Source organism: Thermophagus sp. OGC60D27, from assembly GCF_052400625.1.
Lineage (GTDB): Bacteria > Bacteroidota > Bacteroidia > Bacteroidales > Marinilabiliaceae > Thermophagus.
Genome location: NZ_JBQTGH010000001.1, coordinates 61,686 through 76,316 on the forward strand (window position 1 = coordinate 61,686; position 14,631 = coordinate 76,316).

Genomic DNA, 14,631 nt, shown 5'->3' on the forward strand with positions numbered 1-14,631 from the left:
TCCGGATTAACTTATTAACAGATTTGAAACTCCTCAACAAAAACTCTGATTTCCAACCTTTACGGCAATTAAATACTGTCCATATTCAGAGTCCTTATTCCAACAACTTAATCTGTTACAAAGTTTAATTCAGACAAAATAATCTTAAATTAATCCCTTGGGGTGCCATCAAAAAAATTTTCGTTTCTAATCCTGCTGATTCACTGTTACGCCGTAAGACTTCAGCTTTTCCATGACTTCCTGCGGCAGTTTCCAATCATGGTCAAAATAACCTTCCACGATTACTTTATGGTTACTCTTATTAAACAACAGAAAATCCTTCAGTCCTTGTAATGCCAGTGCCCCCTTTGGACTTCCAAAACGAATTCCTCCCCTCGGTTGAATCCCATCTTCAGGAATATATGTCCAAAACGGCAGGCCGGAACTAATAACTACCAAATGCCCATTATTGGGATAGCAATAGACAAGCCCCAAGCTGTCCGCTGAACTATTCAAATGCATAGGCAGCTTATCCGCCATCTCTGCAATAACAGAATTGGTCTCCCGGGTACCAAACAGTAGCATATTGGAATGAAACTTATCGAAATGACTGACTTGATCATCAGCAATAACTCTGGAATTAACAGTACTATTCTGATCAAAGTAAGAACCAAAAGAAACTGAGAAATCGGCTGCGGCCTTGGCCACCTCTTTTCGTTGAATAATTTCTTCTCGATCCTCACTATGGCGGGTCCCAAATACAAAGACATGCCTGCCGTTTACCGCCTCAAACAAAGGACCTTCCAGACCTTTCTTTTTGGCTATTACCGGGGCGATATACCGTTGGGAGACCCATTTCCCATTCTCTTTGTGAAAAGAATGATTATACTGTGGCAAACTAGTAATTTGTTGATCATCAATAGTTACATACAATATCTTTGAAGCATCGAACTGAGGATGTCCCTTTAAATTTAAGGAAAAAGCTTCCAGATTATCTGTTTCCGCGACCACCTGATTGGGTCCGGTAAACTCCACATCGATCCTTGCCAGGGTCCCGGGGGTTAATTTATCAATTGTCATCCAATAAGCTTTCGAGTATTTGTACCATTTTGTGGCATATCTTACTCTTTGCGGAAATGGATTTCGCCTAATTCCATCAAACCACTTGAAAATATTTCCATTTTCATAGGCATTCGCCCAAGAGTCGTGATGAACATCGGGATATTCATAATACTCCACCAGAGTTCCAAGGCTTCTGAGTTCATCCACTATTTGACGTGTACCCTCCGGATTAACCACCTGATCTGCACCTCCTTGAAAAACAGCAACAGGTAGGTTCAAGGCATTCTCTGTTAAATCAAAAACTTCTGCCGGGGGAGCCGGACAAACCGGTGCTAAGGCAGCAAAAAGGTCAGGACGTGACAAACCAATAAAAAGCGTCCCTCCACCTCCCATGGAAAGACCCGTTAAAAAAATACGGTCCTCATCAATATTAAAATCTTTCTGACACTTCTCGATCACTTTTATTACATCCTCTTCCGGAATTCCCAAATATCCCATTGTACCTCGGGCATAAGGTGCCACAACAATATACTCCACATCCTCCCACTCCGGAAAATATCGGGATGCCTCGGCATCACTTTCCCCTGGCAAATTGGTCTTTCCAAACACTCTGCGCAACGCCAACCGATGATTCGACATGGCACCGTGCAACATCACCACCAAAGGATACGATTTTTCCGGATCAAAATCCTGTGGAAGATAAAGAGAATAAGGTTGTTCGGAATCATCAATGGAAGAAAAGAATGTCTCAACCTGCGGGCCGACATGAAAATATTGAGAGATAGAATTATTGGTAAAAAATACAAATAAAAGAAACGCGAATAGACCTCTTAAAGAATACATGTCCTTTATTTTTGCTGTTAGAATAGTAATTTAAAAACTCACCTTAAATATAAGAGGATCAAAATTAAACAAATTACCATCCATCCTGAAGTTTTTTTTGACAAAAGCCAAACTCTCGTGGCGGACCGATTCACTTCACTATGGAAGAATCAGAAAAAGCATCAATCTGAAAATAGGATCCTATTCTTACAACCTTCTGATCATTGCAACAATCTCACTGTCCGGACGAAACCCACAATCATAGATTGGTATGTTGCGGGCAATATTAAATACCCGATCAAGGTGCTGGGCCGTCATTTCCCGATCATAATAATGTTGGGTGGCATTAGCCATAAAAAGCATTGCTCCTTTGACGCCGAATACTCTATTTAGTTCATTATTGACCGACTGTCGAATCACAAATATTTCGTTCAGCGGGGCCAAGGCAGGTTTTTGTGCATAATACGGCATCGGGGTATTAAAAAGACACCATTGTCCATCTATTTTGCGCAACCATAATCGATCATCATTGATCACTTTTGCCCCGGACCGTCCCCATAGTCCTGCCATAGTGCTCTTTCCGGTCCCCGAAACCGCTGTAAACAATCGTCCCACTCCTTCATCCATTATTCCTGAGGCATGAACGATGATGTCGTTTTGATGTTGAGCTAAAACGACCATCAAAATAGCCCCAAATGGTGAAGAAAGAGGATCAATATTGACCAGCCCATTACTTTTGGGAACGACTATGGTATGGATTTTTTTTTGATCAAAGTCAATTCGGCATAAAACCTCTTTAAATTGATCATCTTCAAAAAATTCCAAATAGATCCCCACATTTTTCTCGTCTTTTAGAATCTCCCAACGGTAGGCGATTTCCACGCCTTCAAAAGGCTCACCCTTTAACACCGTCACCATTCTCCCTCTGCTAATCTGTTCTGAAAGATCAAAGGTGCAATGAAACCTCAATTCGGAAGGGCAAAGTTCCTCGGTAAAAAGAGAAGAACCCAATAGGGAAAGACAGATATCCGATGAATTGGATTCGATCTCAAGTGATATGCCAGGTAGAAATAAATTCATTAAGCTTTTCAACAATAGATTTATCTTTCTCTGTCTTTAACATCGGTATGGGACAAATTGGGAGTCCCCAAAGCAAACAACTTCCTTCTAAGCATTATCCAACTTTAATAATTACATTATTCTTCATAGCCTTTTCCATAAAAAGCCGAATATCACTAGAAAGTGTTTCTTCATCAATATCATAAATATCCATAAGCTTACCAATGACGTTTTCAATGGTTGATGGTTTCTCAAAGGCCAAAAGAATATCAGCACCAACCTCATTAAGGGTAAGAACACCTGTCATATCCGCAACTTTATCAGCCAGCGGAACCATGACCATTTCATTCCCCATCTTTCGGGCAACAAAATTATCATTATCAACTTGATACAAGGCCTTAGGGTCAATCATAAACAGTTTGAATAAATGTAAGATTATTAGGTATAATATTAAAATTGGCAACCTTGTCTGCTTCCTTACGGTTAACAATCTGGTCGGTTATTTTACTGAATTCGTCCCCACAAAATGATCGTTTTTTCCCCTTTCAAAATTTCACTTTCATAATACCATCCTGGCAAAGGGGGCCACATCCTGTCCCACAAATTCCTTTCGTTGGTATTTAAAGAATCCGGTAATGGCAATCATTGCGGCATTATCGGTTGTATAGGAAAATTTAGGGATATAAATATTCCACTTATATTTTTCTTGTCCATCCAGAAAAGCTTGCCGCAGCGCCGAATTGGCTGATACACCCCCGGCCAGAGCAATTTCTTTAATTCCTGTTTTCTTGGCTGCGGCCACCAGTTTATCCATTAATATGTCAACGATGGTCTTTTGCAGGGAAGCACACAAATCTTCACGATGATGCGCCACAAAATCGGGATCGTTTTTAATATGATCTCTCAAAAAATAGAGAAATGATGTTTTCAGCCCACTAAAGCTGTAATCGAAATTGGCAATGCGTGGTTTGGCAAACTCAAAGGCTGTGGGGTTTCCCTCCTTAGCCAATTTATCTATCAGTGGCCCTCCGGGATAGGGCAACCCCATCACTTTTGCGCATTTATCAAAAGCTTCTCCTGCTGCATCATCGATCGTTTGCCCGATAATTTCCATCTTCAGGACGTCACGCACCAAGACAATTTGGCTGTTACCACCGGATACTAAAAGACACAAAAACGGAAACTTTGGAACCTCATGCTTTGACCCGGGTTCTTGTATGAAATGAGCCAATACATGCGCTTGTAAATGGTTCACCTCAATAAGTGGTATCTTACGGGCCAAAGCAAACCCCTTGGCAAAACTGGTGCCAACCATTAGCGATCCCATCAATCCCGGTCCCCTTGTAAAAGCTATGGCCGAAATATCCGATGGAACAACACCTGCATCCTTCATCGCTTTATGTACCACAGGTATAATATTTTGTTGATGAGCCCGCGATGCCAATTCCGGAACTACACCTCCATACTCTTCATGTACCTTCTGACCGGCAATTACATTTGATAAAATGGTTTCTCCTTTAATCACAGCTGCGGACGTATCATCACACGAGGATTCTATGCCTAATATAATCGGATCCATACTCTATTTCTCCTTATTTGGCGCTAAAGATAACAATTTCAATTAACACCCCTATCCACAACAACCGGATACGCTACCACCATACGACATAACATCATATTTCCAGAAATAAAAAATTAACACCACAAGATGCAAAAAACTATAAAATTATTATCTTTAAGCGGTTGAAGATATGAAACAATCACCATGCGCTTTAAATCGAAACCCCACAATTGGAAAATTATTTCCGGATTAACAATTTTATTGCTATCATTATTCTTCAGTCATATTACTGATCTATATTATTTAACTATTGCCATCTTAATGGGGCTTGGTATAATCTGCTTCCTCACAGGTTTTTTAGCGGGCAGAAAGGAGCAAGAAAAGCTTCAGTTCAAAAAAAGGAACATTCAAAAAAATGGATAACCGAGAGTTACGATTATGGAAATAACATTCGAAAAAGCAACATTAAACGACTTGGTGGCCATTAAGGAAATTTATGACTACTACATCACAAAAACCACCGCCACTTTTCACACACATCCCATCAGTTTTGAAGAATTACGCGAGATGATTCCCTTTTACGATAAAAAATATCCGTCATTTATAATCAGGGTAGATGAAAAGACGGCAGGATATTGCTATTTGGCACCTTTCAAAAAGAGACAGGCTTATAACCGTTCGGCGGAGGCCACCCTTTATCTGAAACCCCAATACTGTAGCAAAGGAATCGGATATAAAGCGGTCACTTTTTTGGAAGAAACTGCCAAAAAGCTAGGAATAAAAGTTTTGCTGGGAACCATTACTGGCACCAACGAAAACAGCATTCGACTCTTTGCCAAGTGCGGTTTTGAAAAATGCGCCCACTTCAAAAAGGTCGGACAAAAATTTGAGGAACTGTTGGATGTGGTGGTCTATCAAAAATTTATTGAGTAACCCCCCTTCCAACCTCCCAACCGATCCCTTAACTATCCATTAAATAGGCCTCATAAAGTTGAGATACGGATTTCGGATCTCCGATAAGAGTAAGGACATCATGCTCCTGAAGTTCTGTATCTCCATGAGGTGCGAAGGTTTCGGAATCCCGCTCTATTAGCGCCACTAACACACCTTCCGGGATCGGGATCTCTTTTAATTTTTTCCCGATTAATTGGGCTTGTTTGGATTGCGGAAGAAGCCGTAACGTAAAATAGCGCTCATTATGAAGCAAATACTCTTTAATCTTCCGTTCGCTTTTATGATCCAACACTTCTTCTACAAAATCTTCCCGCTCAATAATATCAATAAGTCTGGATAACATCCTCAACTGTTGCCGGGATTCGGTGAGGGGATTAACGAGAAAAAAGAAAACTCGAACATATTCCTCGGAGCTTATCCCGCCTTTCTCCACTGGCTTATTAACACCTCTGGTGGACAACACCATATGAAGCGAAGGATGATCTACCCCCTCACTTTTAGCATAAAGAATGGATACTTCCGGAATAATGAGTGCGGGTTCGATGGCTGAAGTGGTAAGAAATTCCCTAACAAGGGTCTCTTTTCCCACATGCATTTCCGTTGCAAAGGTTTCGGAAATATTTTCTACCAGTTCACCAAAATCCATTTCTCGATCATAACGACTAATTCGAGCTCGGATAATGGTTTCATCAAACGGATCTCCTTCCCGGAGCCCTTTCTCCTTCAGGATGGTCATAAATTCATTTTCCAATTCAGCGTACTGGTATTTTCCCAGAAGTGCAAACCAATGAAATATAGCCCCTTCCCTTTTTACTTTTTCACGGGCATAATAGTAATACCACAGCACCGCTGCAACGGTAATTAGAAAAATAAATAAAACAGCCGTCCAGCCCATATAGACGATCAGCATCAAGGATATAAAGATTCCACTTAGCTGCATCCAGGGGTAAAACGGTGATTTATACCCGGGATCGTAAGAATCAATATTACTTTTTCGAAAAACAATCACCGAAAAATTGATCAACATAAAGATAAACAACTGAAAAGCACTGGCTATCTTGGCAATACCCTCTTCGGTAAGAGTTAAAATCAACAACAAAACAATAACTGTGGTTAAAAATATGGATAAAAAAGGAGTACCCGACTTCCCCACTTTGGCAAATTGAGGAGGAAAAAGTTTGTCTCTTCCCATGGCAAACGGATATCGGGAAGAGGATAATAAGCCGGCATTACCGGTAGAAGCAAAAGCTGCCATTGCGGCCCCGACCATTAAATAGGTTCCTGCTTTTTCCGGAAGCCATTTAAATAGTTGTTTGGAAGCCGTCGCTGCGGGAGCCAGTTCCTGAGCAAACTGATCAGGCTCTATTAACGAGACCATCACCAATACACCCAGAAAATAAATAATACTTGTTATTACCAACGACAACAACATTCCCATCGGAATATTCTTTTCCGGATTCTTTATTTCTTCCGCAACACTTGCCACTTTAGTCAATCCCAGGTACGACACAAACACAAATCCGGCCGTCCGAATCAGGCCTTCAACCCCATTGGTAAAGAATGGGGTAAAATGACTGTTTTTAAACGGCGTATTGACTCTTTCAGTAAAAAAAATGGTATATAACCCATCGAAAATGAACATCCCCAACACCACCAAAAGAAATATGATAAAGAAACTTTGAAGCCCCGATGTTTTTTTGGCACCAATCAGGTTTACACCCATAAACACCATCGTTGCGGCTACGGCAACAATTTTCACCGGCACATCCCAAAATATGGAGGCATAGGCACCTATCCCGATGATGGCAAAGGCCGTTTTAAAGACCAGCGACAAGTAGGTACCCAGACCACCGATTGTACCCATCAGCGGGCCAAGACTTCTGTCAAGAAAAAAATAAGCACCTCCGGCTCGGGGAAGGGCTGTGGAAATCTCTGCAATACTAAACATTGCCGGTAAAATAAATAATCCCGAAACCAAATAGGCAAAAAACACTGAAGGACCGGTATATTGAGAGGCAAGACCAGGCAAGAGAAAAAAACCGGAACTAAACATAGCACCGGTACTTATGGCAAACACGTCAAATAACCCCAACTCCTTTTTTAACTTCCTTTTTTCCATAGGTAAATTTTATTATTTCTTTTTTGCAATGTCAATATTTCCCTGTGCCTGATGTTGAATGCGCCCAGCTCCCTTTGTAATCTCCATTGCCATCATTCTCCGGATGTCACGAACCTGCAGTTGTGCTCACTAAATGCACAATTCATTCATGAGATCCGAAATTTTATCTATCACCTCCCGGGAAATCTTTTCCATTTGGCAGCGTAAGCCCAAGTGTTCGATGACATACTGATGTTCCAAACCAACAGGAAAATCCTTGTTGTAATACTGCATTTCCTGCTCCTGAGTCTTAATCTTCTTCAACAACCTTTTCAATTGCTTCTCATAATCTTCAACAATCATCACTTCCACAACGTTTAACTCTGTCTCCCCCCGACTTCGGACGATCTCATTGTTTCGTTCGAGAATTATCTTAAAATCACGCAAAAACCATTCAATATGGTTTTTCCACATTTTGTACTCGAAGCTAAGGTCCATCAGATTTATTAAACCTTCTTTCATAAGAACACATTTTAGGATTAGATGGTTTGTTAAGATAATATTTTTTTCAATTTGAACAAAAGTGATAAAGGCGAAACAAGTGTGGCAATACTTCCCCAAAAAGAGCATGAAAAAACTTAAGACATGCCATACACATTACACTAAACCAATGAGTTAAATAAATTTCACACAAATAAAAAGGGGCAGCCTATATCAGGCAACCCCTTTGCGCTATTTGCTATGATAATTCTTCAACCTTTAACCATAGAAACCTCTCTGACAATTTCCATTCCCCGCTGAATAGCTTTTTCATTCATGGGCAGAAGATGGTGATGTCGCTCCGGAAGAGATTTCTTTAGTCCTTTTAAGACATTTTCGATATCCACAAGAGGTTTAATTTTCAAATAAGCCCCCAGAACTATCATATTCATGATTTTGGAAGATTTCATGCGAGATGCTTCCTCGGTGGCATCTACACAATAGATGTTGATATCCTCGCGTTCCGGATGACGGGTAATGCCATTGGAATCATACAGTAGAATTCCACCCGGTTTTACTTTGGGCTCAAATTTATCCAGTGACTGTTGATTCAACAATATAGACGTATCAAATACTTGCAGCATAGGAGAACTAATCCGCTGATCGCTGAGCACCACTGTAACATTCGCCGTGCCCCCCCTCATTTCGGGACCGTATGATGGCATCCAGCTCACTTCCATATTTTGCATAACACCGGAATAAGCCAGTATTTTACCCATAGATAGAACACCCTGGCCACCAAATCCGGCTATAATTATTTCTTCCTTCATAGTCTTAATTTTAATTTATTCATCTTTCAAGTCACCCAAGGGATAAAAGGCAAACATATTTTCCTCCATCCACTTATTGGCTTGTACCGGGGTCATTTTCCATCCCGAATTACAGGTAGACACCACTTCCACAACAGAAGTGCCTTTATTTTCTTTTTGCTTTTCGAAGGCTTTACGGATCGCTTTTTTGGTCTTGCGGACAGCCCCTGCAGTATGGACCGATTGTCTGGTAACATAGGCGGTACCCGGCAATTGAGCCAGCAATTCTGTTATTCTCAACGGATTTCCGTCATGCGAAGGTTCTCGTCCGTAGGGACAGGTCGCCGTTTTCATACCTTCCAAAGTGGTGGGCGCCATCTGACCCCCGGTCATACCGTAAATACCATTATTAATAAAAATAATGACAATATTTTCTCCCCGATTACAGGCATGTATGGTTTCAGCAGTTCCTATGGCTGCCAGGTCTCCATCCCCTTGATAGGTGAAAACATACCGATCGGGACGCAAACGCTTCATGGCAGTTGCCAGTGCAGGGGCACGACCATGCGCTGCTTCCTGCCAGTCTATATCCAAATAATTGTAAATCAACACCGCGCATCCAACAGGAGCTACACCAAGCGTAATATCCTGAATCCCCATCTCATCGATTACTTCGGCCACTACTTTATGCACCACCCCATGGCTACAGCCGGGACAATAGTGCATAATGTTATCGGTCAAAACTTTCGTTTTGCCGTAAACCATATTTTCAGGCTTTTTAATATCGTTGATCACTTCTGCCATTTTACTTTCCTCCTGTAAGTTTTTGTTCAAGGGCTTCGGCTACCTCTTCAGGTGAATGAACTACTCCTCCGAAACGCCCAAAATGTTCTACTTTAACACGGCCATCAACCGCCAAGCGTATGTCTTCCACCATCTGGCCGGCACTCATCTCTACCGAAAGAATTCCTTTTAACCGGCCTGCAAGCTCCTGAATTTGTTTTACCGGAAACGGGAATAGAGTTATGGGGCGAAGAAGACCCACTTTAAGTCCTTTTTTCCTCAAGATCTCTTTAGCTGCTAACGAAATACGTGCGCTACTACCATAAGCCACCAACAAATAGTCGGCATCATCGGTATCAATCGCCTCATAGCGCACTTCTTTCTCCTGTATTTCCTGATATTTTTTTTGAATCCTTCGGTTAGCTTCCTCATGTTTTTCTGAATCCAGCTCAACCGAAGTTATAATGTTGCGTTCCCTGTCATTTTTCTTGCCTGTAGTGGCCCAGGGATACATTTTTTCTATCTCTTCGTTGGTCCAACGCTTTTTTTGCGGTTTCAGTTCCACTTTCTCCATCATCTGACCGATCATACCGTCAGACAATATCATGGCCGGATTACGGTATTTGAAGGCCAAATCTAAAGCCAACTCAACAAAATCAGCCATTTCCTGAACCGAAGCGGGCGCCAAAACTATTAATTTGTAATCACCATGCCCACCTCCTTTGACCGACTGAAAATAATCGGATTGAGACGGCTGAATGGTTCCAAGGCCCGGACCTCCACGAACCACATTAACCACCAGACAGGGCAATTCTGCTCCGGCCAAATAACTAATGCCTTCCTGCATCAAGCTAATTCCGGGGCTGGATGAAGATGTCATAACACGCTTTCCACATCCGGCACCCCCATATAACATATTGATGGATGCCACTTCACTTTCGGCTTGCAAAACCACCATTCCGGTTGTTTCCCATGGCTTTAGTGCCATCAGGGTTTCCATAACTTCCGACTGAGGCGTAATCGGGTAACCAAAGTAACCGTCTACACCACAACGGATAGCTGCTTCGGCAATCGCTTCATTGCCTTTCATCAACCTTAGTTCACTCATTTGCTTATCGTTTCTTAATTCTGATTTCCTTTAAAGCTCTTTATTACGGCATCACGCCATTTCTAACTTCTTTCGGTATACCGTAATGCAACTATCGGGACATACCATTGCACAATTGGTACAACCGTTACAGGATTCCGGATGGGCCATAAACGCATAATTATAACCTTTTCCATTTACTTTATCGGACAATGCAATAACATTTGTCGGACAGGCTTCCACGCAAAGTGAACATCCTTTGCAGGTTTCTGTATCAACCACGATACTTCCTATCATTTTTGCCATAACAAATCAATTTGATTTTTTAACTCCATTACGAATTTAACCAAAATTTGTAATTCAACCTCATGACACCTGTCATTATTTCCTATAAACAAAGCAAATAAATGCAATTACAATTTGTAACCTTTTAAAAAATCAAGGAGTTAAGATAATTATTTATATGCATTCTATATTTTAGCCAAGCCAAAGAATACAGCACTGTTTTCCCCCGGTCCTTTGAATCAAAATTAAGCCTCCCGCCCAAACGCGCCAATGGCCAACGATCTTCGAAACAACCTCAAAAAAAATAACGATAAAACACTCTTTATGAATGCAATGATCGACTACCGGAAAATAATTTCAAACGGATGGCAAGGTCGTTCATTCTCTCTTTGCCCGTTTGCGATACACAGATCCTAAGTCCTTCGGTTCGAGTGCTGCCCGTTGTCGCTAGAGTGATGGCACTGATTCCGTATCGGATTAGTTCAAAAAGCAATTCTTCACCCGTCAAACCGGGAAAATAAATGGTAAAATAAAATCCGTCGGCCAAGGGTTGGTCTTCATCTTTGGAATAAACAAGCTTGAAACCGTTCTTCTCAAAAAGCTTTTTCATCCCAGTAGCCCGATCTCCATATTCTTTAATGTGGCTTATAAAGTCATATTTTCCATCATTTACCGATTTGAGAAGTGCCGCAAGGCCCCATTGTGCAGAGTAAGAAGTACCCGCAGTGGTCGCATACAGGGCTCCCTGCAATAAGGCGATCCCGAACCGCTCCGAATTAAACAAAGGCAAAAGACCTTCATAACGGCGCTCAAATAATTTATCGGATATCATTAAACCACCAATCCTCTGGCCGGCATAGCTAAATATCTTGGAACTGGAAAACAGCAGCACGTAATTGTCAGTATATTTTGCCACAGTGGGTTGACTGGGAGGTACGCCGGGTGTTCCGTAATGTTTGCGAAAATCCATTCCGAAATAAGCCAAATCCTCCATCACTATCACATCGTACTTATTGGCCATCTCACCTATTATGCTTAGTTCTTTCTCCGTAAAACAGATCCAGGAAGGATTATTGGGATTGGAATAAAGGATGGTACTGATATTGCCTTTTTTCAGATGCGATTCCAGTTTATGGCGCAGCTTGTCACCCCGGAAGTTATAAATATCGAAACTCTCGTACGGAATACCCTGTAAGACCAATTGCCTTTTATGAACGGGGAATCCGGGATCGATAAATAATGTAGTATTTTTTTGAGGATGACATCGACTCGCAACCATAAAGGTAACATAAGAGGCCTGCATAGATCCCACCGTCGGGATACATCCTTCGGGACTGAGTTCTATATCCAAAAACAAACGGGCAAACCTTGACAATTCCACTTTCAGTTCTTTCATCCCCTCAATCGGTGGATAAACAGCAGAGATGCCATGGTCCAGGCCTTCCTTTTCTGCCAAAACGCCCAACTCGGGTGTTTTAAGTCCAGGCACTCCCATTTCGGTTCGGATAAATTTCACATCATGCAGATCCTCCAAACGATTAACCAATTGCACAATCTGACGAATAGTGGAATATGAAAGACTGGTTATTCCATATTCGTTACATAATTGAGTGATAACCTCTTTACTAATTGGAAAAGGATTCTTCGGTGACATTAAAACAGTTTTTTATGGGATTTAATTATTACTCAAGGCAATTACTATCAATGTCTTGGGCATAGACCTTTTCTTTTCCCCGATTATTCCACATTTCGTTTATCTATCACCCTCCGGGCCTTACCCTCACTTCTTTTTATGGTTTTAGGCTCTACGAGTTTGATATTTATCGAAAGCCCAATGGTACTTTCAATCTGATTTTTAATCTTTTTCCCCAGGTTCTGCAGTTCACTGATTTTATCGTTATAAAAGCGATCTTCCACTTCCACATGCAATTCCAGCGTATCCAAATTATTTTTCCGATCCACTACCAGCAGGTAGTGCGGCGTAGTTTCATCCATCTCCAACAAGACACTCTCTATTTGTGAAGGAAAAAGATTCACACCCCGGATTATCAGCATATCATCGCTCCGACCGGTACATTTTTCCATCCTCACAAGAGTTCTTCCGCATTCGCAGACACCATAGTGAAGTCGGGTCAAATCTCGAGTACGGTAACGAATTATGGGAAGACCCTCTTTTGTAATAGTAGTAAACACCAATTCGCCCACTTCTCCTTCGGGCAATACTTCCAGAGTATCCGGATCAATGATCTCCGGAATAAAATGGTCTTCATTGATATGCAATCCCTTTTGACAACCACATTCGAAAGAGACCCCCGGTCCGATTATTTCACTTAATCCATAGATATCAAAAGCCTTTATTTTAAGTTTTTTTTCTATGTCGCGACGCATGTTCTCAGTCCACGGCTCGGCTCCGAAAATGCCCACTCTCAGTTTAAGTTCGTCTCGATCGATTCCGCTCTCGTCAAGGGCCTCGGCCAAATAGGAAGCATAGGATGGTGTGCAGGCCAATACGGTAGTACCAAATTCTTTCATCAGTTGCAATTGACGTCGGGTATTACCGCCCGATATGGGAATGACCGATGCCCCTACTTTCTCACCGCCATAATGAAGACCCAGTCCACCGGTAAACAATCCGTATCCGTACGCGATTTGAATAAAATCCTTTTTCCCCACGCCCGCTCCGGTTAATGTTCGCGCAATCACCTCCGACCAAACCGCAATGTCGCCTCGCGAATAGCCCACAACCGTTGGCCGACCTGTGGTTCCCGACGAGGCATGAAGACGAATTATTTCACTCATGGGAACCGCAAATAATCCGAAGGGATAATTATCACGCAGATCCTGTTTCGTCGTAAAGGGCAACCGTTTTAAATCGTCTAACGATTGAATATTCTCAGGTCCCAGACCTTTTTCCTGCATCTTTGACCGGTAATAAGGAACATTGAAATAAACCCTTTCAATGGTGTCTCGTAACCGGTCACGCTGAACCTGCCTCATCTCTTCTCGGGGCATGGTCTCAAAGTGCCGGTTCCATATCGATTGTTCCATAAAACTTTAAAATTTATACAAATCACTGGCAGAAATCAGCTCCAATTTATGCTTTTGAAGTTCCGCAAGCGCTTTCTCAATATTATCGCAACGCAATACAATAAAGGATTTATCGCCCGGCGAAAAGCCATAGAGATACTCGATATCGATACCAGCATTCGTAAGTATTTCAAGCGTTTTGGACAGGGCTCCGGGCGTATTGGGCGTGGCAAATGAAACAACCTCATTCATATTCACAGAAAAGTTGTGCTCTTTTAAGACCGACCAGGCTTTTTCAGGTTCGGAAACAATCATACGGAGAATTCCAAATTCTGATGAATCAGCGATGCTGCAGGCCGACACATTGATTTTGGCCTCTCCAAGAATGCCAAAGACTTCATTGAGGCGACCGGAACGATTTTCCAAAAAAATCGACAACTGTTTAATGACCATATAACGATTTCTTTTTTTGAATAAAACCACGGAAATTTACAAATTATTAACAATTTTTTCAATTTTTGAAACAAAAACTTTGAACCACCATCGGATCCCTTTTTATTTCTGCTGTCCATAGCCTCCAGATGCTATGATTCAATACATCTCCAACTAGATTATCTGCTAAAAG

14 protein-coding genes are annotated in these 14,631 nt (G+C 41.7%); 1 reads left to right on the forward strand and 13 read right to left on the reverse strand.

The window, feature by feature from the left end; translation table 11 throughout:
* Nucleotides 1–186: 186 nt before the first annotated feature.
* The 4 genes from ACT29H_RS00235 to tsaD form a co-directional block, all read right to left on the reverse strand.
* Complete coding sequence (locus ACT29H_RS00235; protein WP_444819577.1) at nucleotides 187–1,884, reverse strand: prolyl oligopeptidase family serine peptidase; 1,698 nt, start codon at nucleotides 1,882–1,884, stop codon at nucleotides 187–189.
* Between the two features lie 186 nt (nucleotides 1,885–2,070).
* Nucleotides 2,071–2,943, reverse strand: coding sequence for a hypothetical protein (locus tag ACT29H_RS00240; protein WP_444819578.1), 873 nt, complete (start codon nucleotides 2,941–2,943; stop codon nucleotides 2,071–2,073).
* Nucleotides 2,944–3,037: 94 nt separating this feature from the next.
* Nucleotides 3,038–3,334 (reverse strand): PqqD family protein, encoded by a 297-nt coding sequence (locus ACT29H_RS00245; RefSeq protein WP_444819579.1) that lies wholly within the window; start codon nucleotides 3,332–3,334, stop codon nucleotides 3,038–3,040.
* 147 nt (nucleotides 3,335–3,481) lie between these two features.
* On the reverse strand, nucleotides 3,482–4,501 hold the full coding sequence (gene tsaD / locus ACT29H_RS00250) for a tRNA (adenosine(37)-N6)-threonylcarbamoyltransferase complex transferase subunit TsaD (protein ID WP_444819580.1): 1,020 nt from the start codon (nucleotides 4,499–4,501) through the stop codon (nucleotides 3,482–3,484).
* 420 nt (nucleotides 4,502–4,921) lie between these two features.
* Here tsaD and ACT29H_RS00255 point away from each other — a divergent pair, with 420 nt between their 5' ends.
* A complete protein-coding gene (locus ACT29H_RS00255) occupies nucleotides 4,922–5,416 on the forward strand; it encodes a GNAT family N-acetyltransferase (protein ID WP_444819581.1) in 495 nt (164 codons plus the stop codon).
* Nucleotides 5,417–5,444: 28 nt separating this feature from the next.
* Here the strand turns inward: ACT29H_RS00255 and ACT29H_RS00260 are convergent, their stop codons facing one another.
* The 9 genes from ACT29H_RS00260 to ACT29H_RS00300 form a co-directional block, all read right to left on the reverse strand.
* On the reverse strand, nucleotides 5,445–7,556 hold the full coding sequence (locus tag ACT29H_RS00260) for an amino acid permease (protein WP_444819582.1): 2,112 nt from the start codon (nucleotides 7,554–7,556) through the stop codon (nucleotides 5,445–5,447).
* Nucleotides 7,557–7,685: 129 nt separating this feature from the next.
* Nucleotides 7,686–8,057, reverse strand: a complete 372-nt coding sequence (locus tag ACT29H_RS00265) for a hypothetical protein (protein WP_444819583.1) — start codon at nucleotides 8,055–8,057, stop codon at nucleotides 7,686–7,688.
* Between the two features lie 230 nt (nucleotides 8,058–8,287).
* Nucleotides 8,288–8,845, reverse strand: coding sequence for a 2-oxoacid:acceptor oxidoreductase family protein (locus ACT29H_RS00270; protein ID WP_444819584.1), 558 nt, complete (start codon nucleotides 8,843–8,845; stop codon nucleotides 8,288–8,290).
* 15 nt (nucleotides 8,846–8,860) lie between these two features.
* Nucleotides 8,861–9,658 (reverse strand): thiamine pyrophosphate-dependent enzyme, encoded by a 798-nt coding sequence (locus ACT29H_RS00275; RefSeq protein ID WP_444819585.1) that lies wholly within the window; start codon nucleotides 9,656–9,658, stop codon nucleotides 8,861–8,863.
* Nucleotides 9,630–10,715: a 3-methyl-2-oxobutanoate dehydrogenase subunit VorB gene (locus ACT29H_RS00280; RefSeq protein WP_444819586.1), complete on the reverse strand. Its 1,086-nt coding sequence runs from the start codon at nucleotides 10,713–10,715 to the stop codon at nucleotides 9,630–9,632. Before ACT29H_RS00280 ends, ACT29H_RS00275 begins: the two co-directional genes overlap by 29 nt.
* A gap of 51 nt (nucleotides 10,716–10,766) precedes the next feature.
* On the reverse strand, nucleotides 10,767–11,000 hold the full coding sequence (locus tag ACT29H_RS00285; protein WP_444819587.1) for a 4Fe-4S dicluster domain-containing protein: 234 nt from the start codon (nucleotides 10,998–11,000) through the stop codon (nucleotides 10,767–10,769).
* 301 nt (nucleotides 11,001–11,301) lie between these two features.
* Complete coding sequence (locus tag ACT29H_RS00290; RefSeq protein ID WP_444819588.1) at nucleotides 11,302–12,633, reverse strand: pyridoxal phosphate-dependent aminotransferase; 1,332 nt, start codon at nucleotides 12,631–12,633, stop codon at nucleotides 11,302–11,304.
* Between the two features lie 83 nt (nucleotides 12,634–12,716).
* On the reverse strand, nucleotides 12,717–14,027 hold the full coding sequence (locus tag ACT29H_RS00295) for a phenylacetate--CoA ligase family protein (RefSeq protein WP_444819589.1): 1,311 nt from the start codon (nucleotides 14,025–14,027) through the stop codon (nucleotides 12,717–12,719).
* A gap of 6 nt (nucleotides 14,028–14,033) precedes the next feature.
* Nucleotides 14,034–14,459, reverse strand: coding sequence for an acetolactate synthase (locus ACT29H_RS00300; protein ID WP_444819590.1), 426 nt, complete (start codon nucleotides 14,457–14,459; stop codon nucleotides 14,034–14,036).
* Between the last annotated feature and the right edge of the window lie 172 nt (nucleotides 14,460–14,631).